The 24,018-nt window shown below is 75.6% G+C and carries 22 protein-coding genes; 9 read left to right on the top strand and 13 right to left on the bottom strand.

Annotation, left to right across the window (positions count from 1 at the left end; genetic code table 11):
* Positions 1-50 precede the first annotated feature (50 nt).
* The 8 genes from ACFU74_RS07245 to ACFU74_RS07210 form a co-directional block, all read right to left on the bottom strand.
* Positions 51-929: a type II secretion system F family protein gene (locus ACFU74_RS07245; protein ID WP_380753103.1), complete on the bottom strand. Its 879-nt coding sequence runs from the start codon at positions 927-929 to the stop codon at positions 51-53.
* The gene (locus ACFU74_RS07240) at positions 926-1,951 is read right to left on the bottom strand and encodes a type II secretion system F family protein (protein ID WP_380753100.1); all 1,026 of its coding nucleotides are present in this window, start codon (positions 1,949-1,951) and stop codon (positions 926-928) included. Before ACFU74_RS07240 ends, ACFU74_RS07245 begins: the two co-directional genes overlap by 4 nt.
* On the bottom strand, positions 1,951-3,579 hold the full coding sequence (locus ACFU74_RS07235; protein ID WP_380753098.1) for a CpaF family protein: 1,629 nt from the start codon (positions 3,577-3,579) through the stop codon (positions 1,951-1,953). Before ACFU74_RS07235 ends, ACFU74_RS07240 begins: the two co-directional genes overlap by 1 nt.
* Positions 3,569-4,843, bottom strand: coding sequence for a hypothetical protein (locus ACFU74_RS07230; RefSeq protein ID WP_380753096.1), 1,275 nt, complete (start codon positions 4,841-4,843; stop codon positions 3,569-3,571). The genes ACFU74_RS07235 and ACFU74_RS07230 overlap by 11 nt, the downstream gene beginning before the upstream one ends.
* A gap of 1 nt (position 4,844) precedes the next feature.
* Positions 4,845-5,735, bottom strand: coding sequence for an SAF domain-containing protein (locus ACFU74_RS07225; protein ID WP_380753093.1), 891 nt, complete (start codon positions 5,733-5,735; stop codon positions 4,845-4,847).
* 50 nt (positions 5,736-5,785) lie between these two features.
* Positions 5,786-6,595 carry a hypothetical protein gene (locus ACFU74_RS07220; RefSeq protein ID WP_380753091.1) on the bottom strand — a complete coding sequence of 270 codons (810 nt, stop codon included), beginning with the start codon at positions 6,593-6,595 and terminating at the stop codon, positions 5,786-5,788.
* Positions 6,596-6,711: 116 nt separating this feature from the next.
* Positions 6,712-7,335: a hypothetical protein gene (locus ACFU74_RS07215; RefSeq protein ID WP_380753088.1), complete on the bottom strand. Its 624-nt coding sequence runs from the start codon at positions 7,333-7,335 to the stop codon at positions 6,712-6,714.
* 138 nt (positions 7,336-7,473) lie between these two features.
* Complete coding sequence (locus ACFU74_RS07210) at positions 7,474-8,370, bottom strand: hypothetical protein (protein ID WP_380753086.1); 897 nt, start codon at positions 8,368-8,370, stop codon at positions 7,474-7,476.
* 372 nt (positions 8,371-8,742) lie between these two features.
* Between ACFU74_RS07210 and ACFU74_RS07205 the strand changes: the two genes are divergently transcribed.
* The 3 genes from ACFU74_RS07205 to ACFU74_RS07195 all read left to right on the top strand — a co-directional run bounded on the left by ACFU74_RS07205 (position 8,743) and on the right by ACFU74_RS07195 (position 11,237).
* On the top strand, positions 8,743-9,174 hold the full coding sequence (locus tag ACFU74_RS07205) for a pyridoxamine 5'-phosphate oxidase family protein (RefSeq protein ID WP_380753083.1): 432 nt from the start codon (positions 8,743-8,745) through the stop codon (positions 9,172-9,174).
* Positions 9,175-9,310: 136 nt separating this feature from the next.
* A complete protein-coding gene (locus tag ACFU74_RS07200; protein WP_380753080.1) occupies positions 9,311-9,763 on the top strand; it encodes a MaoC family dehydratase in 453 nt (150 codons plus the stop codon).
* 271 nt (positions 9,764-10,034) lie between these two features.
* On the top strand, positions 10,035-11,237 hold the full coding sequence (locus tag ACFU74_RS07195) for an MBL fold metallo-hydrolase (protein ID WP_380753185.1): 1,203 nt from the start codon (positions 10,035-10,037) through the stop codon (positions 11,235-11,237).
* A 5-nt stretch (positions 11,238-11,242) separates the two neighbouring features.
* Here the strand turns inward: ACFU74_RS07195 and ACFU74_RS07190 are convergent, their stop codons facing one another.
* The 4 genes from ACFU74_RS07190 to ACFU74_RS07175 all read right to left on the bottom strand — a co-directional run bounded on the left by ACFU74_RS07190 (position 11,243) and on the right by ACFU74_RS07175 (position 16,940).
* Positions 11,243-11,599 carry a hypothetical protein gene (locus ACFU74_RS07190; protein WP_380753077.1) on the bottom strand — a complete coding sequence of 119 codons (357 nt, stop codon included), beginning with the start codon at positions 11,597-11,599 and terminating at the stop codon, positions 11,243-11,245.
* A 115-nt stretch (positions 11,600-11,714) separates the two neighbouring features.
* Positions 11,715-12,239, bottom strand: coding sequence for a TetR/AcrR family transcriptional regulator (locus ACFU74_RS07185; protein ID WP_380753074.1), 525 nt, complete (start codon positions 12,237-12,239; stop codon positions 11,715-11,717).
* A 538-nt stretch (positions 12,240-12,777) separates the two neighbouring features.
* Positions 12,778-15,531, bottom strand: a complete 2,754-nt coding sequence (locus ACFU74_RS07180) for a DUF6493 family protein (protein WP_380753071.1) — start codon at positions 15,529-15,531, stop codon at positions 12,778-12,780.
* A complete protein-coding gene (locus tag ACFU74_RS07175; protein WP_380753068.1) occupies positions 15,528-16,940 on the bottom strand; it encodes a winged helix-turn-helix transcriptional regulator in 1,413 nt (470 codons plus the stop codon). The genes ACFU74_RS07180 and ACFU74_RS07175 overlap by 4 nt, the downstream gene beginning before the upstream one ends.
* A gap of 149 nt (positions 16,941-17,089) precedes the next feature.
* Here ACFU74_RS07175 and ACFU74_RS07170 point away from each other — a divergent pair, with 149 nt between their 5' ends.
* Both ACFU74_RS07170 and ACFU74_RS07165 read left to right on the top strand, forming a co-directional pair.
* Entirely contained in the window at positions 17,090-17,998 is a 909-nt protein-coding gene (locus ACFU74_RS07170; RefSeq protein ID WP_380753065.1) for an acyl-CoA thioesterase, read from the top strand.
* A gap of 126 nt (positions 17,999-18,124) precedes the next feature.
* Positions 18,125-18,781, top strand: a complete 657-nt coding sequence (locus ACFU74_RS07165; protein WP_380753062.1) for a TetR/AcrR family transcriptional regulator — start codon at positions 18,125-18,127, stop codon at positions 18,779-18,781.
* A 21-nt stretch (positions 18,782-18,802) separates the two neighbouring features.
* Here ACFU74_RS07165 and ACFU74_RS07160 read toward each other — a convergent pair whose 3' ends face one another.
* Positions 18,803-20,167 carry a sulfite oxidase gene (locus tag ACFU74_RS07160; protein ID WP_380753060.1) on the bottom strand — a complete coding sequence of 455 codons (1,365 nt, stop codon included), beginning with the start codon at positions 20,165-20,167 and terminating at the stop codon, positions 18,803-18,805.
* 391 nt (positions 20,168-20,558) lie between these two features.
* On the opposite strand from ACFU74_RS07160, the gene ACFU74_RS07155 reads away from it, so the two are divergent.
* The 4 genes from ACFU74_RS07155 (at position 20,559) to ACFU74_RS07140 (ending at position 23,943) form a co-directional block, all read left to right on the top strand.
* Positions 20,559-21,383 carry an alpha/beta fold hydrolase gene (locus ACFU74_RS07155; RefSeq protein WP_380753057.1) on the top strand — a complete coding sequence of 275 codons (825 nt, stop codon included), beginning with the start codon at positions 20,559-20,561 and terminating at the stop codon, positions 21,381-21,383.
* 57 nt (positions 21,384-21,440) lie between these two features.
* The gene (locus tag ACFU74_RS07150; RefSeq protein WP_380753054.1) at positions 21,441-21,815 is read left to right on the top strand and encodes a MerR family transcriptional regulator; all 375 of its coding nucleotides are present in this window, start codon (positions 21,441-21,443) and stop codon (positions 21,813-21,815) included.
* 141 nt (positions 21,816-21,956) lie between these two features.
* A complete protein-coding gene (locus ACFU74_RS07145; protein ID WP_380753051.1) occupies positions 21,957-23,603 on the top strand; it encodes a BCCT family transporter in 1,647 nt (548 codons plus the stop codon).
* 148 nt (positions 23,604-23,751) lie between these two features.
* Positions 23,752-23,943 carry a hypothetical protein gene (locus ACFU74_RS07140; RefSeq protein ID WP_380753048.1) on the top strand — a complete coding sequence of 64 codons (192 nt, stop codon included), beginning with the start codon at positions 23,752-23,754 and terminating at the stop codon, positions 23,941-23,943.
* The last annotated feature ends 75 nt before the right edge of the window (positions 23,944-24,018 follow it).

Genomic DNA, 24,018 nt, shown 5'->3' with positions numbered 1-24,018 from the left:
CCGAGAGGTGAGGTGTGGTGACGGAGGCGCGGACCTCCGTGCGGGGCGGTTCAGTTGAGCATCTTGTAGAGCGCGGGGTAAATGATCAAGACGGTCATCAGCATGGTCAGCGCGGAGCCCGGTGCGACCATCCGCTCGCTGTCGGCGTTGGCCCGGGCGAGGTCCTCGGCCATCAACTCGCCGCGCAGGCCCTTGGCGCGGGCCCGCAGGGTGTCGTAGACGGCCGCGCCGTCGGTGCCGGAGATCCGCATGATGTCGGCCAGGTCCTGGAGCGGGATCAGACCCAACTCCGCGGCCAGCGCCTCCAGTCCGGCCCACGGCGGCAGCCGGTCGGTGGCCGCCCGGTCCAGCGCGTCACGGATCCGGCGGAACACCGCGCCGCGCCCGACCGCGGCGGCCCGGCGCAGCGCCTCCGCCGGGCCGAGGTCGGCGGCCCGTTCCATCGCGACCAGTTCCAGGTAGGCGGCGATGCCGTGCAGGTACTCGACCCGCGCCTCCTTGGCCTCGCCGCGCACGATCGCGTCCGGCACGAACCAGAGCATGGCGGCCAGCACCGGCCCGACCACCAGCGGCAGCGCGAACGGCAGGTTCACGTCCAGCAGCAGCGCCGCCACCAGCAGGTACGGCGGCAGCACCAGGCCGAGCAGGGCGAACAGCAGCTTGTGCGCCATGAACCGGGCCGGGGTGCGGCCGATCAGGGCGAGTTCCCGCTCGGGGATGCGCACCCCGCGCAGGGTGACGGAGCGCTCGCCGATCCGGTCGAACCAGCGCGGCCGCTCGTCCGGGTCGGGGGTGCGTTCGGCCGGGGTGCGGTGCAGCCGGTCCAGCGCCTGGCCCAGGTCGGGCGGCGCGGGCCGGAGTTCGGCGATCAGCATGGCGACGCCGCCGGCCGCCACGGAACCGGCCAGTACGGCCCACGGCGAGATCATCGCGCCTCCCCGAACAGTCGTGCGCCGCCCTCGGTCCCGGTCGCGGAGCCGGGTTCGGCCCCGGCGCCCGCGCCCTCCGCGCCGTCCGCACCGGGCCGGCGGCGGCGCAGCGCCCGGCCGGGACGGCTGCGCCGGTCCATCTCCAGCAGCCGCGGCACCGGCGGGTACGAGGCCAGCGCCCGCATCCAGGCGATCACGCCGACGAACAGCGCGCAGACCACGCCGAGCACGATCTGCCCGAGCACCGTGCCGTACGGGCGGGTGTACTCGGTGTTGAACGAGCCCACCACCACGACCAGCAGGATGATGCCGACCAGCCAGCGGATGGTGGTGCGGTGCTTGGCCCGGTCGGCCTCGATGGTGCGCCGCTGGCGGACCTCCTCGCGCACCGACTCGGCCATGTCGGACAGCGCCCGGGCCAGACCCGGGCCGCTGTCCCCGGCGCGCAGCAGCAGCGCGGCGAGCACCTTGTCGGAGGTGGCGTCGGCCATGCTGTCGGCGAACAGCCGCAGCGCCTCCTCCGGCCGCCAGCGGGCCTGGAGCCTGGCGGCCAGCTCGCCGACCTCGGCCTCGATCGCGGCGGGCGCGGTGCGCCGGCTGGTGACGATGGCCTGGTTGAGGCCGACGCCGAGCAGCAGCACGTCGGCGATCCGCTGGGTCCACTCGGAGAGCGCCTCCAGCCGCTCGATCCGGTCGGTGTCCGAGCGGGTGGCGTCGAACAGCCAGGGCAGGCCGAACACCGCCAGCGGCACCAGCAGCACGGTCAGCGGGATGCCGGTGAACAGCCAGCCGAGCGGCGCCCCGATCAGCGCGATCGGCAGCTGGATGCGGCGCAGCCGCGCCACCCGGTGCGAGGCGGTGCCGGGCGCGCCGTACCAGAACACGTGCAGCCGGGAGGCAAGCGGGTTGAGCGCCTCCGGCTCCTCGGCGTCCTCCGGGACGGGCTCGCTGCCGCGCGCCCAGACCGCCAGGGCGACCAGCCCGGCCGCGACGGCCAGGCCGCACAGGACGAAGAGCGGCATCATCGGACGCCACCGCCGATCCGGAGCTGGAGCGGTGCGGCCCAGCTGCCGTACCGGGAGCCGAGCAGCGCGGCGTCGAAGCCGGCCCGGCGCAGGTCGTCCAGGCACTGCGGCGGGGTGTGCGGGACGGCGCGCGGCTCGCCGAGGTCGGGGCGCGGCCCGAACACGGTGTTCAGCGCGGGCCGGCCGCTCTCGCCGAGGCCGGTGACCTCCAGGACGTGCGAGACGAAGCGGTGCCGGCGCCCGCCGACGGCCGTCTCGTCCACCATCGCCACGTGCACGATGAGGTCGACGGCGTTGGCGGTGAGCCGGTAGGCGAGTGCGTCGGTCATGTGCGAGCCGTACTCCAGGCAGAGTTCCGCGATCCGGTCGACGACCATGTGCGGCCCGCGCGCGTGCAGGGTGCACATCGAGCCGCCCTCGCCGTTGGTCATGACGCGCAGCATCGGGACGACCTCGCCGGAGCGGACCTCGCCGACGATGATCCGCGAGAGCGTCATCCGCAGCGCGGCCGGGATGAGGTCGCCGATGGTCAGTTCGCCCGCCGAACGGCCGTCCACCCGTTCGCCGTTGCCCTCGCGGGCCTCCATCGGGACGACCTGGCGCAGATGGCCGAGGGTGTGCAGCCAGAGCTCGAACTCCGACTCCAGGGTGCCGATCCGCTCGTCCGGCGGGATCTCGGCGGCCATCGCGCGCAGCAGGCTGGTCTTGCCGACGCCCTGGGTCCCGGTGATCATCACGTTCTTCCGGGCCCGGATGGCCGAGGCCAGGAACGCGGCGAGGGTGGTGTCCAGGGTGCCGAGCCGGACCATCTCGGGCAGCGTCGCCGAGGCCACCCGGTGCCGGCGGATCGCCACGTAGGGGCGGGGGGTGACCTCGGTGAGCGCCTGGAGGCGCATGCCGCCCTCCAGGCGCAGGGCGAGGGTGGGGCTGGCGGTGGACAGGGTGCGCTCGCCGCCGCCGTGCTGGCGGGCGAGGTCCTGGAGCAGCTCGACGAGTTCGGCGTCGCTGTCGGCGACCGGCGGGACCTGGCGCAGCGGCTGGTGGACCCGGGAGACCCAGACGTCGTCGCAGCCGTTGATCAGGATGTTCTCGATCTCCGGGTCGTCGAGGTAGGGCTGGAGCCGGCCGGCCCGGAACAGCAGGTCGAAGACGGCCTCGGCGAGCGCGCGGTCCTGGTCCCGGGTCGGCGGGATGCCGTGGGTCTGCGCGTAGGCGTCGGACCAGCGGGCCACGGCCTCCTCGATCAGCGCGCGGCCGCGCTGGCGACGGGTGGCGCGGTCCGGCTCGGTGCCGGATCCGGCGGTCAGCCGGGTGATCTGCTGGTGCAGTTCGGCGGCGACCTGGCGCTTGAGCTCGCGGGCGACCTGCGGGTCGACGGCCGGGCGGGTGCCGGCGCCGCGCAGGTCGAGCGAGGGCAGCTGGGAGGGGACGGCGGTGGGCACGGCGGACGCGGCGGACACGGCGGACGCGTCCGGGGGGTGGGCGTGGGCGGCCTGCGGTCGCGGCTGGTCGGCCGGGGCGACCGGGCCGGGGGCCACCGGGTGGACCGGCCCGGGCAGCGGCGTCGTCCAGGGCAGCGCGGCCGGGTCGGTCGCGGGCTGCTGGTGCAGCGGGCTACCGCGCACGGAGCACCTCCCCGTCGACGGGCTCGTGGTGGGGCTGGGCGTACGGGTAGGGCTGTCCCTGCTGTGCCGGGTACGGCTGCCCCGGCTCTCCTGACTGCCCCGGGTGTCCCGGCTGTCCCGGGTACGGCTGGGCGCCGTGCCCGGGGAACGGCGCGGGGGCGGCCGGCTGCGGCGCCAGCCCGGCGAGCGGCGCCACCGGGCCCGTGGTGATCACCGGCGGCACCGGGCCGTACGGCTGCTGGTGGTGCGCGGCCCCGTACGGCGGCGCGGCCTGCGGCGGCTGGACGGGCTGCCCCGGCTGCCCCGGCTGCCCCACCGGCCCGGGCTGCGGAACGGCGGCCGGAGCGGGGCGCGCGTAGTCGTACCCGGCCGGGGCGGGCTGCGGTCCGGGCTGGGCGACCGGGCCGACCGGCCCCGGAGCGGGGGCCGGCCGGGGCGCCGGTGCCGGCGCGAGCTGGGCGGGCTGCGCCGGAGCGGGCGCGAGCCGCTGGCGCCGGCGCCGCACCGCCAACTGGATCTCGTCCGCCGCCGAGCGCGCCGTCCGCATCAGCTCCGAGCGGACGAACCGCCGGTCGCTGACGTCCCCGCCGTCCGACAGCACCTTGGCCGTGCGCGTCGCGTGCGGCAGCAGCCCGAGCACCGGCAGCCCGAACTCGCGGGACACCTCCGTCCCCGAGTACGGCCCCTCGGCGATCAGCAGCAGGCCCAGCGCGTCCGAGCCGGTGCCGGCCGTGGCGAGGTCCTCGGCGAGCGCGGTCAGCCGGGGCCGGACGGCGCTCAGCCCGCGCAGGGTGGTGCGCACGGTGGCGGCCACCACGTCGGCCCGGCGGGCCAGCACCGCGCTGGTGCCGCCCGCGCCGGAACGGCCGAGGTCGAGGATGACGTCGTACCCCTGCGGCTCCAGCCCGCGCAGCACCTCCATGAGCGGCTCCCAGGTGTAGGCGAGGCCGGGGGCCTGGGTGGGGTCGGTGAGGCCCGGCAGCAGCAGCCGTTCGGCGTTGCCCTCCGGCGATATGTCGATCAACTGCTCCCAGAGGGCCTGGGCGAGCAGCCCGCGCCGGTCGGCCACGGCGAGGTTGCGCAGCCCGTAGACCGCCTCGACCCGGCCCTCCAGGGCACCGGCCAGCACGGCGCCGCCGTCCGGGTCGCACTCGACGAGCAGGACGCGGCGGCCGGGCCGCAGCGGCCAGGCCAGCAGCAGCGCCAGCGCCGTCGTGGTCGCGCCGGGCGCCCCCGGAGCGCCGACCACCGCGATCACGGCCATGTCAGTTCCCACCCGCCCCGGCCGGGGCGGCGGGCGCCGTCGCGGGGCGGCCCGCGGCCGGGGTCCCGGCGCCGGGTGCACCGGTGGCGGGTGCACCGGTGGCGGCCGGCGGCGTGGCGGAGGCGGGAGCGCCGGAGGCCGGGGCGCCGGTCGGCGTAGGAGCCCCGGCGGCAGGCGTTCCGGCCGCCGCGCGCGGCGCCACCAGCACCTGGATCCGTCCGGTGGCGACCCAGGCGGCGAGCTTGCCCGCGTCCGCCTGGTCGACGACGGCGTCGAAGACCTGGCTGCCGTCGGTGTCCACCCGGCCCACCGTGTAGACGGTGGCGGCGAGCGTCTCGGACCGCGTCCCGTCCGGGGTGTAGACGACGATCACCGGCTGGCCCGATTGGAGCCGGGTGGCCGGCAGCTGGGTGCGCCGGGCCGAGACACCGACCAGCAGCTGTCCGGGGTTGAGGACGAGCGACTGCGCGAGGTCGGACTTGGTGAGCAGCCCGCCCCGGTGGAGGTCGGTGGTGGCCCGCATCCCGACGGCCTTGGCCCGGTCGGCGGCGTCCAGCGGCTTGAGCGCCGGGTCGGTCGCGATCCGGACGACCACCAGGTCGGCCTCGGTCAGCACCTGGCCCCACGGCACGTCCCGGGCCAGCGCCAGCACCGCGACCCGCTGACCGGTGCTGTTGTACAGCACCGCGCCGCCCAGCCCGCCGGCGGCTATCAGGGCCACCGCCATCGCCAGCACGGCGGGACGCCGGCGCCGCGCACCGAGCGTCCGCCCGGGGCTGCGCGGCGCCCCGCGCCGCGACTCCGGCACCGCCGCCGGGGCGGTCGCGGCGCCGGCCGCGGTCGCCGTGGCGGACGTGCCGGGGCCGGGCGTGGCAACTGTACGGTTCTCCACCGGGCTTCGGCCTTCCTCGCGTTCGTTCGTTCGTCGGGGTTTGCTGTGCGCTAGTTGAGGACCTGGACCTCGGCGACCCGGAACTCGAAGTCCTCGATGACCGGGATCTCGATCGGATCGATCCTGGTGCCGTCGGACACCGTCACATCACCGAACCACTGTGCTCTGACCTTGCCGAAGAACTTGCCGTCCTTCCTGGTGCCCGAGCCGGTCTTGAAGACGTGCCCGCAGGTGGGCGAGGGGCTCGCGCCGTACTTGGGGTCGTACGGCGTACCGGCGCCCTCGCAGGTGACGCTCGTGCCGTCCCCGAACTCCCACTTCACCCAGGCCAGGCGGGGGGTGACGGTGACGGTGATGGTGTTGCCCTCGGCCCTTCCCGGCGCGGGCGGCTGTGCGTCCCGCAGCCAGAGCCAGACCGGCGCGCCCACCACCGAACTACCTTCGGGGGCGACAGCCGGCTTGGTTTCCGGGAAGACGACCTGGCCCCTGGCCTTGACGGCGAGAGCCTGCGGGTTGTCCGGCGGTGGCCCGGCGGGCGGCGTGGCGGAGTACTCCTGAGGTGCCGGGGTCAGGGTGCCGTCCGACCCGACGCAGGTAGGGCTGTAGACCACGCCGTCGCCGGGCGTACGCCCGCCCCACAGCGGGTCGCCGGCCGGCGGCTGCGGCTTGGCCGGACGGAAGTAGCAGCCCCTGGAGGCGCTGAACCACCCCAGTTCGGGGTCGTTGCAGGCGAAGTTCTGGTCGTTGAAGGTGCAGACCTGCGGCCCGCTGGAGCTGCCGCCCGTCCCGCCTCCGGTGCCCCCGCCGCCGGGGGTCGGCTTGGTACCGGGCTCCTCGGTGTCCGCGCAGATGGCTTTCACCTCGCACTGGGTGGCACCCCCCGTGGGGGCCGGTTCCACCGCCGCCACGGGCCCCGTCGGCACCAGGAGTAATCCGGCGAACAACGGCGCGCCGATCACCAGTCGCCGTGCCGGTTTCAGCATGTGCGTCCCACCTCCCGCTTGAACTCGTTGATCAGCCAACGCGTCTCGAACTGTCGCAGGGAAACGGTCGCCACGTACCGGGTGGCCCGGTCGGGCGGGTCCTTCACGGTGAGGGTGGCGGCGTCAGCTTGGTGCCACCCGGAGACATCCAGGCAGTCCTCGATCACGGCGGTGTTCGGATCGGCCGTCAGATCCACCGACTTCACCACCGGGGAATTCCGCGGCTCACCCGTCATCACCAGTTTCGCTTCGCGGAGTTGCCGCAGATTGACCAGCGCGTCGGTCAGCGCCTTCCCGGAGGCGAAGGTCTGGAATCGCGAACCGTCCGAATCCGCCCGCCCGTACGCCTCCGCCTGGGCCCGCCACCAGTCCTGATAGGTACTCAGGGCGTCTCGGGCGGCGGCCCCTTCAGGACCCTCGGTCGGCGCGTTCCCGCCGTTTGCCGAACCACCCGAAGGAGGGACCGCCGTCACCCCCGCGACCGTCGGCGCACTCGTCCCCAGGCGATCGGTGGAACCACCGGACCCGCCGCTCGCGCAGCCGCCCAGCAGCAACGCCAGAACCAGCCCTCCGACCCCAACCGCCCCAGGGCGCAACACATTTCCGCGCTGCCGCATCGCCCCACCTCGTCGCAGCCGGCCCCGGGTGTGGACCGGGGTCGCCAGAAGAATTCCGCCGTACCGCCGGCGTTTCCCCGCGAGCATCGATTCTTCGCCAAACCGGGGCTTCACGGCAACACCTTCGGCCCCCTGACCTTACGCGGAAGGCGGATCCGTCGGAGCGCTTTCCCGCCACAGCATGGCCAACAGTTCCTCGGAAAGCGACAATCCGGCCAATGCACCCCGAACCGCCGCCCGATTGCGCATCAGAAGGCGCCCGCCCTCCGGCGGAACGAGCAGGCGCACTCCCGGCGCGTCGGGCTGGTTCGACGGCGCACCTGCGCCCCCTCCCTCGTACGGGGCGCCGCCGTCGAGCAGCGCGCCGACGGCCGGTTGCAGCTCGTGCGGTCCGACGGCGGCGGGCGCGCCGGGGACGCCCTCGCGCAGCACGGTGGTGAGCGCCTGGCTGAACGAGCCGGGGCCGCCCGGCAGGACGGCCTCCCGCCCGCGCCGGCCCGGGGTGTAGCGGCCGGGCGCGTGGCGGGCGATCCGGCCCCAGAGCGGGACCCGCGAGTAGCTGAGCAGTTCGCCCGCGCCGTCCTCGCCGCCGCCGCGTTCCAGCGACGCCCAGGTGTCCTTGTCGGCGACCGCGTCGACCAGCAGCATCGCCTCCTCCTGGTGGCCGTGCACCATCGCGCTGACCACCCAGTCCCAGGCCAGCCCGCGCCGGTAGGCGTTGTCGGCGGTGGAGCCCGCCGTCACCAGGGCGAGCCGGCGCCCGCGCGGGTCGGCCACCAACTGGCCCACCAGGCAGACCAGCAGCCAGCGGCCCGGGCGGGCGGCCGCCTCCCGGACGGCGGTGAGCATGGCGTTGGCGTCCGCGCCCGGCTCGACCACGGTGACCCGGCTGCCGGCCGCGCCGGCGTCGAAGCACATCCCCGGCAGGACGTCGGCCAGCAACCGGGCGCCCTCGGCCGCCTGCGCGGACCCGCCGAAGGCGCGGTCCGGCCCGCCGTCCGCCCCGATGACCACCAGATCGACCCCACTTGCCACCCGTACCGCCCCCTCCTGCCCGGCCCCGGGCTCCCGGGACCGCCGAACCGTTCCGCCGCGTCCGTTCCGGCCCTGCCGCGCGCGCCGTCAGCCTTCTCCGGCGGCGCCGCCCGGCTCCCGGCACGCCCGGCGTGCCCCGGTGCCACCGCCGGGCAGGCTACCGTCCCGCGCTGTCACCGTCGGGCCTTCCGGCGGCGTTCCGGGGCCGAATCCCGTGTCCGGGCGCCGTCCGGACGCCGTCCGGACGCGGGACGTGCGTGCCCGGGGACCGCCCCGGCCCCTCCCCCGGCGCCGCACGACGGCCGCAAGGCCCTACCGCCCAGGGACCATGGGCCCTGTCGGCCCACGCCCCGGGGAGGGACCATCGGACCCATGGACCGTGACGACCCACTGGAGGAACTCGGCGCGGACACGTGCCTGCGTCTGCTTGGCACCGTGCCCGTCGGACGCGTGGTGTACACCGAACACGCGCTCCCGGCCGTGCTCCCGGTCTCCTTCGAGGTCGTACCGGACGGGCGCCTGCTGCTGGCCGTGCGCCGGGGTAGTGCAACCGCGCGCGGGTTGGACGGCACCGTCGTCGCCTTCCAGGCCGACCAGCTGGACCCGGTCACCCGGACCGGGTGGAGCGTGCTGGTGCACGGCCGGGCCGACATCGTGCGCGACCCGGAGCAGATCCGCCGCGCGCTGCGCTCGGGCCTGCGGCCCTGGGTCGGCGACCCGGACCCGATGTTCGTCTCACTGGTGCCGGAACTGATCAGCGGCCGCCGGCTGACCACGGCCGGCCGCGCCGTCCCGCACTCCTGACGGCCGCCGGTCCGCGCCGGGGAGCCACCGGCCTTCCTGGGAACCCCTGACAGGTGACCGGCGAGTAGGCATACTCTGCGGAGTTCACCGCAGCATCCGCACCGCCGACCGTCCCGCCTGCCCCAGGAGTGCCCCCGTGACGACCTTCGCCTCCCTCGCCGAGCTGACCGCCGCCGTCGGCACCGAGCTGGGCACCAGCCAGTGGCACACCGTCGACCAGGCCCGGATCAACCTGTTCGCCGAGGCGACCGGCGACCACCAGTGGATCCACACCGACCCGGAGCGGGCCAAGGAGAGCCAGTTCGGCTCGACCATCGCGCACGGCTACCTCACGATGTCGATGATCCCGGTGCTGGCCAAGGAGTGCTACGGCGTCGAGGGCGTGCGGATGGCGCTCAACTACGGCTCGGAGAAGGTCCGCTTCCCCTCGCCGCTGCCGGTCGGCACGGCGATCCGGGCGAAGGCCGAACTGGTCTCCGCCACCGAGGCGGGGGGCGGCGTGCAGGCGGTGGTCCGGTTCACCATCACCAGCGCGGAGAGCGCCAAGCCGCACTGCGTCGCCGAGACGATCACCCGTTTCTACGCCTGAGCGCGCGGGAAGGCCCCTGGTCGGCGGACTGCGGCCACCGCTCGCCGGGTCCGCAGGGCCGAGCGCGAGTAATCTCCGACGAGATGGTTGTCGTACCGAATCGGCGTTCCGGTCGGTGGTACGCGCCCCGGCATGCCAGGTATCCGTCGCCGTCCTTGGAGGTGCCGTGCCCCGCCCAGCCGCCCCGTGGTACTCCCGCGCCCTCGGCCTCTCCTCGGCCCTGTCCTCCGCCGCCTCCGCCGCGTCCTCCGCGTTCGGCACACCCCCCGGGCTGGCCGGACTGCCCCGGGCGGCCTGGCACCGGGTCCGGACCGACGCCTTCGGCGCCGAGCCGCGCGGCGAACGGCTGGCCCGGATCCGCCGCTCGCCGCAGTTCACCGACGACGCCTTCCGCAACCCCCTCCCGACCCGCCGGATGGTCTCCGCGCGCAGCCCGCTGGAGATCACCCGCGCCCAGCTGGCGGCCGACCGCGCCCGGCGGACGCCGGCCGCCGCCGTACCGCTGCACCGGCTGCTCCCGGCCGACCTCGCCGCGCCGCCCGCCTCCGGCCTGCGGCTCACCTGGCTCGGCCACGCGACGGTGCTCACCGAGATCGGCGGCCGCCGGGTGCTGTTCGACCCGGTCTGGGGCGAGCGCTGCTCCCCGTTCTCCTGGACCGGCCCCAAGCGCCTGCACCCGGTGCCGCTGCCGCTCGCCGAACTCGGCCCGGTCGACGTGGTCGTGGTCTCCCACGACCACTACGACCACCTCGACATGGGCACCGTCCGGGCGCTGACCGGCACCGGCGCGGTGTTCGCCGTGCCGCTCGGCGTCGGGGCGCACCTGGAGCACTGGGGGGTGCCGGCCGGACGGATCGTCGAACTCGACTGGTGGGAGTCGGCCGAGGTGGCCGGCCTCACCCTGACCGCCACCCCCGCCCGGCACTACTGCAGCCGCGGCCCGCGCACCAGCCCGCTCTTCCTCTGGGCGTCCTGGGTGGTGGCCGGCGGCGGCCGCACCGTCTTCCACAGCGGGGACACCGGCTACTTCGACGGCTTCGCCGAGATCGGCCGCCGGCTCGGCCCGTTCGACGCGACGATGATGCAGGTCGGCGCCTACAGCGACTTCTGGCCCGACGTCCACATGACGCCCGAGGAGGGCGTGCGGGCCCACCTCGACCTGCGCGGCGACCTGCTGCTCCCGATCCACTGGTGCACCTTCAACCTCGCCCCGCACCCGTGGGAGGAGCCGGCCGAGCGGGTGGTCGCCGCCGCCCGGGCGCAGGGCGCCCGGCTGGCGGTGCCGCGGCCCGGCAAGCCCTTCGAGCCGGCCGGGCCCGGCGGGCCGGGTGAGCTGCGGCGCTGGTGGCGGGCGGTCGCCGCGCCGGCCCGGGACGGCGCGCCGCTGGTGGTGCCGGAGGGCCCGACCACCGACACCGACGCCGACGGGTCACGGCCCCGGGCGGCGGCCGAGGGCGACGGCGTGCCGGTCTGACGGCGTCAGGCGGGCCGCCGGGCCTGCTCGACGAGGTCGACGGTGGCGCGAGGGTCGTCGACCTCCACGACCAGCCGGCTGTAGCGCTCGTCGGCGAGTTCGATCACCACGGCCTTGGCGGGGTTCTTCACGTCCCAGAACACCCACTCTCCGCCCGAGCGGAAGGTCCCGGCGGTGATCACGCCGGGGAAGTGGGTGCCGCCGACCTTCATTCCCTTGGGCTCCCGGAAGATCCCGGGGTCGACGGTCGCGCCCCGGACGTTGCCGATCGGGATCTCTATCCGGCTGCGGATCGCCCAGAGCCGGTCGAGGCCCTCGATCTCGACGACGAGGGTCTGGTCGGTGATGCTGACACGGGCCATGGAACTGTTTCCTCCCTGATGGACGATCTGTGGTGGCCGAGGCGGCCGAGGTGGCCGAGGTGGCCGAGGTGGCCGAGGTGGCCGAGGTGACGGAGTCGGCCGAGGTGACCGGGGGTCAGCCGACGCGTTCGGCGAAGGCCAGCACCGCGTCGGCGGACGGCCCCCCGGCCCCGGCGCGGGCGCGCAGCCGCAGGCCGAGGACGGTCGCGGCGAGCACCCCGGCGGTTCCGGACCCGTTGCCGCCGACCTGCTCGACCGCGCCGTCCAGTGCCGCCAGCCCCTCGCCGACCAGCGCACCGACCTCCGGATCGCCCCCCGCCCGCTCCACGGCGGCCGACAGCAGCAACCCGGCCGCCGGCCCGCCGTCGAACGCGGCGACCGCCTGCGCCAGCAACGCGCCGAGCCCGTCGGCCTCCCGCAACGCCGCCGCGAGCGGCAGCACCTCTTCGTCGAGATGCCGGCGCAGCGCGGCGAGATACAGCCCGCGCTTGCTCCCGAACACCTTGTAGAGGCTCCCCCGGTGCACCCCGAGCCCGGTGACCAGATCGTCCACCGAGGTCCCCTCGTACCCACGGACGGCGAACAACTCCGCCGCCGCCCGCACAGCCTGCTCCTCATCGAAGGCGCGTGGTCTTCCCATGCCGAGGACTCTACGAGTTAAAGAACGCTCGGTCAAGAACGACCGTTCTCAAACCCGGTCCGCCCCGGCGGCCGAGCCGCCGGGGCGGAGCAACCAGGAACCCGACCGCACCAACCCCCGGGAACCACCGCAGCGCCCCCGACCCCGACAGCGTGGCGAGGAGGTCGGGAAGGGCACTGACCTCCTGCTGGCGAAGACAGCTGCCGCCCACCGGGCGGGCCGGGGCGGTGGGGTTGGCGGCCGGATGGAGGCAAGGGGGCACGATGGGTGCCGGCCTCCCCCAGGGGCCGGCTGCCGCCGGGGCGGGCAGGCGACCCGCCCCGGCCAAGCCACCACCACACCCCCCAAGTGGACGACCACCGCCGCGAGGCAGAGCCGTCACAGGCGGCATCAGGAAGCCGTCAGGAGGCCCCGGAACCTGCGAGCCTCCCCCGGGAGCCCCCGCCAAGGCGGGCAAGCCACCCACCCCGGCCAAGCCACCACCACACCCCCAGGTGGACGACCACCGCCACAGAGCCGGGCCGTCACAGGGGCAGCGTCAGGAAGCCCCCAGGAGGTCGCGGAGGGTTCGGGCCTCTTTCAGGAGGCGGCTGGTGCCGGGGCGGGCGGCGGCGGTGGTGACTTCGGGGATCGGGCCGCGGGCGGCGCTGCGGCGGGCGGTGTCGGCGGCTATGGCGACGAGCTCGGCGGCTCCGCGCTGGGCCTCGCCGGTGAGGAGGGAGGGGAGGGCCGCGGCCAGCACGGACCAGACGGTGGCGTGGGCGCCGGTGTCGGCGGCGGCGGTCAGGGACTGGGCGAGGCGGTTGGCCTTGACCGTGCCGAGCGCCACCAGCTCGCCCAGTTCGCGGCCGAGCAGGGCGCCGTCCAGGTCGCCGCGGGCGGCGAGGACGAGCAGGGCGTCGACGGCAGCGGCGCGGTCCTCCGGGTAGCGGGCGCCCAGGCCGTAGGCGAGGGCGAGGTGGAGCGCGCGCCCGGCCGGGCCGCCGGCCTCGGCGAGCACGACCAGCATCCGGGCGGTGCCGCGCCCCTCCCGGTCCGCGCAGTCGGCGAACCGGTCCAGCCAGCGGGCGGCCAGTTCCTCGCGGTGGTGCGGGAGGATCGCGGCCCAGTGCGCATTCGGCTCCCGGATCCACCCGTCCCAGCGGCGGACCCGGGTCACGCTGGGCTCGGTGCCCTCCAGCAGCGCCCGGAACTCGGCGGCGAGCCGTTCGCCCGCCGGGCCGGCCGGGCCGCCGGTGCCGCGCTGGGTGACCGCGATCCGCCGCAGGTCCTCCCACCAGGTGCTCCAGCGCCGCTTGCGCGTGGAGTCGGCGGCGGGTGCGAAGTGCACCCGCTCCGAGGCCTGGTCCGGCAGGCCGCCGTCGCGCAGCCAGCCGGCCGCCCACCGACCGGCCGCCGAGGTGAGCCGGTCGGCGGCCGCCAGCACCGCCGGGTCCGCCGTCGGGGCGACCCGCAGCAGCGCGGCGCTCAGGTCGGCCCGGCCGGCCGCCACGCCCGCCGCCTCGTACCCCGCGAGGCGCTCGACCAGCGCGCTCGCGGTGATCGCGCCGGTGGCGTCGGTCGGCGTGGCGAGCAGGTACGGCGGGCCGTCGGCGGTGGCCCGCTCGGCGGCCTCGGAGATCCGGGCGGCCAGCACGTGGCCGTACTCGGTGGTGTCCGTGCCGCGCAGCGGGTCGTGGCCGTTCTTCCGCAGGACGAAGCCGGGCCGGTGCAGTTCGGCCTTCCCGGCGAGCACCGCGGCGAGGTACAGCACGTCGCCCGGGCCGCAGTCCCGCCAGCGGGCGACGTCCTGCCACTGGTGGACCCGCAGCACCGGCTCCAGCGCCCGCACGAGCGCCGCCCGGTCGCGGTGGGCGTGCCGGACCAGGCCGTCCAGGACCCGCTCGAAGACGGGGACGTCCGGCCGTTCGGCGGCCCGCAGCACGGCCAGCTCCTCGGCGACCTCCTCCGGGGTGGCGAGCGGTTCGCCGAGCGGGGCGGGGACCGGAACGGGCGGCAGCAGTTCGGCCCAGGCCGTGTCGTCGTCCCCCGAGCCGGCGACGGGCGCGCCGAACAGCTCGCTGGCCCGGGCGTGGTGGGCGGGGTTGAGCGCCTCGGCGGCAACCAGCAGCTGCGGGAGCACGGCATCGCCGGCCGCCTTGAGCCGGCGGGCGACCACGTTGAGCGCCCGTTCCTGGATGGCGCTGTCCGGGTGGCCGAAGGCCTCGGCGGCGGCCAGCACCACCGGTCCGGCCCGCTCGGGCGAGCGCTTCGCGGCCTGATCCAGCCAGCCGAGCTGGGCGCGCACCAGCTTCTTCTCGCTGCGGAACAGCACCACCGCGGCGGCCTCGCCGGCGACCTCCGGCTCGATGAGCCCGGCCTCGTCCAGGCCGACGAGCACCTGCTGGGCGTGGCCGGCCACCGCCGCGAGGCCGTCGAGCAGCGCCAGCAGGTCGCGGACCCGGGCCGCGTACTCCTGCGGGGTGGGCGCGAGCGCGGTCAGCACGACGAGGAACGCGCGCTGGTCGGCGAGCTTGCCGCCGCGCACCAGGCGACCGAGGCAGAGGCCGATCAGCTCCTCGCGCCCGAAGTGCCCGGACTCGGCGAGTCCGGCGATCGCGGCCGGCCAGTTGTCACCCGAACGGGTGGTGTAGTCGCGGTCCAGCGGCCAGGCGACGTCGTCGAGTTCGAACACCCGGGGCAGCAGGACGGGGGTGAAGGTGTCCGTCCGCAGCCGCTCCAGCAGGGTGGTGGAGGTGCCGCGCGGGGTGTTCTCCGCCCCGGCGGCCGAGCGCAGCCACTCGGCGACGAAGTCGTCGGAGGCCGGCACCGTGCAGCCGGTGCGCCGCACCACCCGCTCGATCAGCGGGTAGAGGTCCCAGCTCCATCCGCTGCCGCGCTTGGCGGCGAGCCGGCCGATCACGTCGATCTGCCATTCCACCGGCTGCGCCTCGACGACGTCGGCGAGCGCGGGGTGGCGGGCCCAGGAGCGGCCGGTGAAGTCCCGGGCGCCGATCCAGGTGGCGGCGCCGGCCGCGCCGAGGTGGCAGCCTGCGCCCGCCACCAGCAGCGCCCCCATCAGCCCGCGGGCCTCCTTGGACCAGTCGTTGCGGTTGGCCCGGCGCAGTTCCTTGAGCTCCAGGAGGCAGGAGCGCCGCTCGGCCGGCCCGAGGGCGGCCAGCAGCCCCGGGAGCCGCCCGGTCTCGCCCTCCCGGACCGCCGCCAGCACGGCCTTCACCGCCTCCGTCAGGGCCATCACCGGCCGTGCCTTCACGGTCTTCACGGCCTTCGTGTCCTTCGTCCCGGTGCTCATCGCGCCGCCTCCTGTGCCGGTCCGTCCGCCTTGCCCTGCGCCCGCGCCTCGCGGACCATGCCGACCGCCAGCACGTGCTTGCACGGCCCGCGCCCGCCCCGGTACTTCGCCCACCACAGGCAGGTGCAGCCGACCGCGCCGCCCGCCTCCGTACGCACCCGCTGGACATGGTCGTCCACCGTGACGACGGCCGTCGCACCACCCTTCTCCAACCGCACCGCCCCGGCCGCGACCAGCGCGCGGGCCGCCTTCAGTCGCGGGTTGGCCGCCTCCGCGCGCCCCGCGTCGTACGGGAGCCGGCGGTGGAAGTAGGCGGCCTCGGCGGCGTCGTAGCCGATCTGTCCGGCGGTGCCGAGCCGGGTGAGCGCGGCCCGCACCCGGGCCGGGGTGAGCCCGGACTGCTCGGCGAGCTCGGCGATCTCGATCCGCGGCTCCCAGGCGAGCAGCGCGGCGACCAGGTCGGCGTCCTGCTCGACGGAGCCGGTGGCGAGCGCGCCGAGCACCCCGCCCTCGCCGCTGAAGCCCCGGGAGGCGTCCGGCGAGAGGGTGAGGGTCAGCCGCATTCCGGGCAGCTCGACCTCCCAGGCGGAGGCCGCCGGGCCGCTCCCGGTGACCGGCGGGCCGTAGACCCGCAGCGCCCGCGCGTGCCTCAGCACCCGCTGGAGGGCCGCCAGCCGCTCGGGCCCGGGCAGGCAGACCGCGCCGGGCACCGGCCGGGTGGTGGGCCGCAGCGTCCGCCCGGCCGGGACCACCCACTGCGCGACCCGGGCCCCGGCCCGGCCGCCGCCGCCGCGCGGCAGCGAGCGCAGGAAGCGGACCGCCTCGGCGGCGGACAGCTCGGCCCGCAGGTCGAAGCCGGCGGCGGTGACCTGGGTCTCGGCGAAGCCGCGCAGCCAGCGCTCGGGCAGCGGGACCTTCTTCTCGACGACCGGCCCGTCGAAGGTGGTGACCTCCAGCGCGTCCGGGCCGACGGCGAGGTGCAGCGGCTCGGCGGGGCCGATCCGGGTGAGCGCCTCGCGCAGCGGGTTGTTGACGTCGACGTTGGTGGTGCCGTGGCCGATCTCGTCGCCGTCCAGTCCTGCCGCGAGCACGTCGAGGCGGGCGTAGACGCCGCAGCAGCCGGAGAAGGACTCGAAGCGCAGCCGGTCGCCGTTGGCGGTGACCACCGGGTCGAGCGAGGCGCGCAGCTGGGGCTGGTAGTAGCGGGCGGCGGCGACGTCGGCGACGGCGAGCAGCGCGGCGGCGGCCGGCGCGGGCTCGGCCAGGAAGCCCGCGAAGAACCGCGGGTGGGCGGCCGCCCCGAGCGGGGTGGTACCGCCGGAGGTCTCCAGGGCGAGGCTCCGGCCGGCCTCACCGTCGAGGACGGCGGACGGGCGCAGATAGGCGTACGCGTGTGCGGATTGCGACATGCCGAGCACGCTAGGTCGGGGCACTGACAATCACCCTCCGGAGATTCCCCGGTCTTCGAAATATGGAACATGTTCTAGCAAACGTGTTCGCCCGTCGGGGTTACCCAGGTCACATCGGCACCCGGCCCGGGTCTGCCACTATTGGGCCTGTGACAGAGCTGACCGAACAGGACAGACGGGCCACCGGCACGGTCGGCCCGTTCGCCGAGCTGCTGCGGATCGAGCGCCTCGACGAGAACACGTTCCGCGGCCACTGCCACGCCGGTGCGCCGATGCGCGCGTTCGGCGGGCACGTCGCCGCGCAGGCCCTGGTGGCGGCCGGGCGGACGATCGGCGCGGACCGCTCGGTGCACTCGCTGCACGGCTACTTCCTGACGCCGGGCGACCCGACCCGCCCCATCGAGTACCGGGTCGACCGGGTCCGCCAGGGCACCTCGTACGCCACCCGGCGGGTGACCGCGGTCCAGCGGGGCGAGGACGTCTTCAGCCTCTCCGCCTCCTTCAAGCGCCCCGAGCCCGCCGCCGACCGGCACCGCGAGGGCCCGCCGCTGCCCGGCCCCGAGGAGCTGCCGGACGCCTTCTCGCTCTGGGACGAGGCGGCCCGCGCCGCGCTGGCCGACACCGGCTTCGGCGACCTGGAACTGCGGTTCGTCCCGCCGGACGCCCCCGGCGTGCCGCCGGCCGTGCCCGGCATGCCGCAGCAGTTCGTCTGGCTGCGCACCGGCTCGCGGCTGCCCGCCGACGACCCGCTGCTGCACGTCTGCGCGCTCACCTACCTCTCCGACCTCACGCTCGCCTCCACGGCCGGACTGCACGTCCAGCCGAACTTCTTCCAGCGCACCGAGGCGCCCCGGCTGCTGATGGCCTCGCTCGACCACGCGATGTGGTTCCACCGGCCGTTCCGGGCCGACGAGTGGCTGCTGTTCGCGCAGCGCAGCCCGTCCTCCTCGGACGGCCGCGGGCTGGCGCTGGGCGAGTTCTACGACCGCGGCGGCCGCCTGGTGGCCTCCGCCGTCCAGGAGGCCCTGATCCGCGAACGCCTGGTCACGCCGCGCTGAGCCGCGTCCGGCCCGCCCCGGCCGCCCGCCGTGGGCCCCCGCCACCACCCGGTGGCCGGGGGGCGAACGACGGGCGGCCGGTCGGCGTCATATTCCTGAGCGGCCCCGGCCCGTATCATGGTGCGGGTGACCAAGGTTGACCTGTCACCACGACCGGTGGAGGCGATGTCTCCGCGTCAGCTCGAACGCCGCGAAAGCCTGATCGCGGCCGCGCTCGCCCTGGTGAACGAGATCGGCGTCGAGCGGCTGCAGATGAAACAGGTCTGCGAGCGGTCCGGAGTCGCCCTGGGGACGGCGTACCGCTACTTCTCCTCCAAGGACCACCTGCTGGCGGCGGCCATCGCCGAGTGGCACCGGCTGCTGCTCGCCGACCTGGTGGCGGAGCTGCGCGGACCGCGCGCCGGCCTGGGCGCCACCGACCGGGTGGTGCGGTTCGTCCGCGGCGGCATGCGGGCCTACCAGCGCCAGCCCGAGCTCGCCCGGCTACGGGTGGCCGTCGCCGCCTCCACCGACCCCTTCGCCAGCGAGTCGCTCCAGGGCATGGCCCGGGCCGACAGCACGGCGCTCCAGGCGGTGATGGCCGACGAGGTGCCGGCCGCCGCGAGCGACCTGGTGCGGCACATCGTCGGCCACGCCTGGCAGGGCGAGCTGACGGCCTGGGTGACCGGCCGCACCACGCTCGGCGACGCCCGGCGGCGGCTGGAGGACGTGGTGCGGCTGGTGCTGACCCCGTACGAGACCGCCTACCCGCCCCCGTACGAGATCCCGTCCAACGTCGGATGACGGCGGCCGGGGACGGTCGGATCAGACCGCCGTCACCGGGTGGACCACCACCGCGTCGAAGAGGTAGCCCTCGCGGTTGAACACCGTCACCTCGGGCTGGGTCCTCCGCCGGCGGTCGGTCGCCCGCGCCCGCAGCTCGTACGGGCCGGGCCGCTCCGGGCGCCAGTCGAAGCTCCAGCGCGTCCAGTCGCCGTACCGCGGCTGGTCGCGCAGCTCCGCCGGGCGCCAGCGCCGGCCGCCGTCGACCGACACCTCGACCCGGCGGACCGGCGCCGCGCCCGACCACGAACGCCCGTGCAGCCGGTGCGCGCGGCCGGCCGGGAGGACGGCGTCGCGGGCGAGCTCGAAGGCGCTCTTCACCACCTGGGTGGTGAGCGGCGCACTGCCGCCGGGCGGGTGGTCCGGGCCGAACAGGCGGTAGGAGTCGGTGTTCCACGGCGAGAACAGCGGACGGTCCGCGACCTCGATGCTGCCGACCCACTTGATCGAGGCGATCCCGACCCACCCCGGCACCACCACCCGGACCGGCGCACCGTGGTCGGGGGTCAGCGGCTCGCCGTTCATCTCGTAGGCCAGCAGCACGTCGTCGAGCGCCTTGGCGACCGGCAGCGGACGGCGCACCCGGCCCAGGTTCACCCCACCGACGACCGGCTCCGGGTCCAGGCCGGCGGGCATCACGTCCACCGCGTCCGGCGTCAGTCCCGCGCGGCGCAGCACCTCCGCCAGCCGCACCCCGCGCCAGCGGGCCGAGCCGATCCCGCCGAGCGTCCACGGGGTGCCGGGCACGGTCTGGTGCTGCTGGGCGGCGAAGAAGCTGCGGCCGTTGCCGGCGCACTCGATCAGCGCCGTGGTGGTGTGGGCGGGCAGGGCGCGCAGGTCCGCGAGCGAGAATTCGAGCGGCCGGTCGGCGGTCGGGGCGCCGCGCAGGCCGCTGCCGAACAGCCTCAGCCGCCAGGTGGCGGCGTCGATCAGCGGGGTGCTGGTGTGGTTGCGGACGAAGAACCGCTCCACCGGGACCAGCCGGCCCACCGGTGCGCCGTCCGCGCCGGTGCGCAGCGCGTCGAACCGCATCTCGGCGTTGGTCCCGCGCGGCACGAACCAGTCGGCGGGCAGCGGTTTGACGATCCCGGGCACCGGCCCGGCGGCCGGGGCAGGGGCAGTGGCCGAGGCAGGGGCAGTGGCCGGGGCCGGGGCAGGGGCAGTGGCCGGGGCTGCGGGGACGGCCGGGGCCGCCGCCGCGGGCCGCGCCCCGGCCAGCGCGCCCGCTGCCGGGGCGGCGACGGCGCCGGCCACCGCGAGCAGGCGCAGCAGCTCGCGGCGTTCGATGCCCCGCCGGTGGCCGTGCGGCCCGTCGTGGGCGGCTTCCGAGGGGATGTCGGAGGACATCGGCACACTCCCGTTCGCATCAGGGTCGTGGTCGTGAATCGTGGACGTGGTCGTGAATCGTGGTCGTCGCGTCGGTCGTGGTCGTGGCGCGGGAACAGCCGCGGATGTGCGACGGCGCGCGGGGGGACTCAGCGACAGCGGCAACAGCGGCAACAGCAGCGACAGCGGCCGCGGCGGGACGGAACGGGCGCGCCTGCGGCGCCGACGACGGCCACGGGCCGCCCGGCGGGTATCACGGCGCGCACTCCCCCGGCCACGGTCGGATCATAGGGCCGCCGCGGACGCCGCGTCAGGCGAACCGGGGCTTGACCCTCACACCGGTGTGAACTCCTACCGTGCGGAGCGGGCCGACCGCCCACCGATCCCCGGACCACCCGTACAGGAGCGCGCCATGACCACCGCCCCCGCCCCCGTCGCACCGCTCGCCCGCATCGTCCGCGGAACCGGCCCCGGCCTGCTGCTGGCCCACGGCGCGGGCGGCAGCGCCCACGACAACTGGGGCCCGCTGCTCGACGACCTCGCCGCCCGCCGCACCGTCGTCGCCCCCGACTACCCGGGCTCCGGCGACAGCCCCGACGAACCCGGCGCCCGGCACTCGCTCGACGAACTGGCCGACCGCCTGGTGGCCGCCGCCGACGACGCGGGGCTGGCCGGCTTCGACCTCGCCGGCTACTCGCTCGGCGCCGCCGTCGCCGTCCGGATCGCCACCCGCCACCCCGGCCGGGTCCGCTCGCTGCTGCTGCTCGCCGGGGTGGCCGGCGGCTCCCAGCGGTTCCGGCTGCTCGCCGACCAGGCCATCGCCCTCACCGGGCACCCCGCGCTGTGGGCCGACCACACGGTGGCCGTCGGCTTCGGCCGCAGCTGGGTGGAGGAACTGCCCGCCGACCGGCTCGCCGGGCTGCGCGCCGCCCTGGCCGCCGGGCCCGTCCCGGCGGGCTTCCGCTGGCAGTTCGAACTCGCCGCCCGCGCCGACGTGCGCGCCGAACTGGCCCGCGTCACCGTGCCGACCCTGGTCGTCTCCACCACCGAGGACGGCCTGGTGTCGCCGGAGCAGCACCGCGCCCTGGCCCGCGGCATCCCCGGCGCGCGGCTGGCCGAGCTGACGTCCGGCCACCTGCCGATGGTGGAGCGGCTGCCCGAACTGCGGGACCTGGTGACGGGTTTCCTGGCGAACCCGGCCGGACCGGCTGGACCGGCCGGACCGGCCGCCGGATAAGCGCCTGCGCACCGGGTGGACGGGAACACCCCGCCGGACGGAGGCGTTCGTCCGATCATGCGCATCGGAGAACTCGCCCGCCTGACCGGGGTGTCCACCCGCCTGCTGCGGTACTACGAGGAGCAGGGCCTGCTCGAACCCACCCGCTCGGCCGGCGGCTACCGCGAGTACGGCGAGGGCGACACCGTCCGCGTCCGCCAGATCCGCAGCCTGCTCGCGGCGGGCCTGTCCACCCGGGTGATCGCGCAGATCCTCCCCTGCGCGACCGGCCCGATGCCCGCCCTGATGGCCTGCCCCGACCTGCTCGGCACCCTCCGCGGCGAACTGGCCGAACTCGACGCGCGCATCGACGAGCTGACCCGCAGCCGCAACGCCCTGGCCGGGTACCTGGACGCCGCCGTGCCGCCGTCCCTCCCGTACGCGGCCGCCTGACACCGGCTCAGGTCGCGCCTCCCCGGCGTGCCCTGCCGCCTCTCCCGGCGAGAACTGGACATAGTACGACATGTATCCCGATTTCGATCATGTCGTCGACGCATTGCCGTCGGTCCGCCAGTACGTCGCGAGAGGTACCCCATGACCAGTCAGCCGCCCGAGCAGCCGCCGGACGAACCCGCCGCCACCCTCCCCCTCGACCGGGTCGTGTTCGGGGTCGGCGCCGTCGCGGTGCTCGGGGTCGTCGCCTGGGGCGTCTTCGCCGAAGACTCGCTGGGCCGGACCTCCAGCACCGCGCTCGGCTGGGTCCTGCACAACTTCGGCTGGCTGTTCGTCGCCGCCGCCGACGTGTTCCTCGTGCTCACCGTGGTGCTCGCCTTCAGCCGCTTCGGCCGGATCCGGCTCGGCCGCGACGACGACGAGCCGGAGTTCTCCACCACGGCCTGGGTCGCCATGATGTTCAGCGCCGGCATGGGCATCGGCCTGATGTTCTACGGCGTCGGCGAACCGCTCCAGCTGTTCGCCTCCCCGCAGCCCGGCTCCGGCGTCGAACCCGAGTCCGCGGCCGCCGCCCAGCAGGCGCTCGAATTCTCGCTCTTCCACTGGACCCTGCACCCCTGGGCGATCTACGCCGTCGGCGGCCTCGCCCTCGCCTACACCACCTTCCGCAAGGGCCGGGGCAACCGGATCTCCGCCGCCTTCGTCCCACTGATCGGCGAGCGCGGTGCCAACGGCTGGCGCGGCCAGGCGATCGACCTGCTCGCCGTGTTCGCGACCGTCTTCGGCTCCGCCACCAGCCTCGGCCTCGGCGCCCTCCAGGTGGCCGACGGCCTCGGCTACATCTCCGACGTCAGCAACAGCGAGCGCACCCAACTGGTGATCATCGGCGCGCTGACCGCCGCCTTCGTGCTCTCCGCCTTCTCCGGCGTGCACCGGGGCGTCAAGTGGCTCTCCACCGCCAACGTCGTGCTGGCCTCGTTGATCATGGTCTTCGTCTTCCTCGTCGGCCCGACGGTCTTCGTGCTGGACTCCATCCCCTCGACCGTCGGCGGCTACCTCTCCAACCTCACCACCATGTCCACCCAGACCGGCGCCTTCACCGACGAGGACTGGCTCGGCACCTGGACCATCTTCTACTGGGCCTGGTGGCTCTCCTGGGCGCCCTTCGTCGGCACCTTCATCGCCCGGATCTCGCGCGGCCGCACCGTGCGGCAGTTCCTGGTCGGCGTGCTGCTGGTGCCCAGCGGGGCCACCGTCATCTGGTTCTGCGTGATGGGCGGCACCGCGATCCGGCTGGACACCACCGGCGCCGCCGACCTCGTCGCCACCATCCCGCAGGGCGCCGAGGCCTCGCTCTTCGAGATGCTGCGCGCACTCCCGGGCGGTGCGGTGACCAGCGTGGTCGCGGTGCTGCTGGTGATGACCTTCTTCATCACCAGCGCCGACTCCGCCTCGCTCGTGCTCGGCTCGCTGTCCAGCCGCGGCTCGCTGCACCCGCGCACCTGGCTGGTGGTGGTCTGGGGCGTGCTGATGGGCGGCGTCGCGGCCGCCCTGCTGCTGGCCGGCGGGCTCACCGCGCTGCAGAACGCCACCATCCTGGTCGCGCTGCCGTTCGTCGCGGTGATGCTGATGCTGTGCGTCGCCCTGGTGAAGGAACTGCGCTCCGACCCGTCCGCCGGCCCGTCCCGCTTCCAGCCCTCCCACGGCCTGCGGGACGCCGTCCGGGTCGCGGTCGGCGAGGCCCTGGCCGACGTCCGCAAGGGCGCCAGGCGTCCCCCTCCCGAGTGAACCACAGGCCCCCGGGGAGGGCCGAAAGTCCCTCCCCGGGGGCCGTGACCTGCGGCGTTACACATATCGCCCAAACCGACGCCCACCACCCATCCGGACTTCACCCGCACGTAGCGATCGTTCACACCGGCGTGGAACCTTCGGTGCCATGAACGCCAGCCTCCAGGCGACCCTCCAGGAACCGCGCTTCCCCCTGCCCCAGCGCCACCGCCGCTTCCTGGCCTGCGCCGCCGTCCTCGCCTCCATCGCCCTGGGCACCCTCGGCGTCGCCGCCACCGTCGAAACCGTCCAGCACACCACCTTCACCACGGCCACGGCCACGGCCACCACCCACAAGTAGCACCCCCGGCCCGCGGCCAGGCCCGTCAACGGCGAGCACAACCGGCGGCGCGGCAGGGACAGGAACACCGCCGCC

The organism is Kitasatospora sp. NPDC057500, assembly GCF_042802195.1.
Taxonomy (GTDB): Bacteria; Actinomycetota; Actinomycetes; order Streptomycetales; family Streptomycetaceae; genus Kitasatospora.
This window is presented reverse-complemented; position numbering and strand designations above follow the sequence as displayed.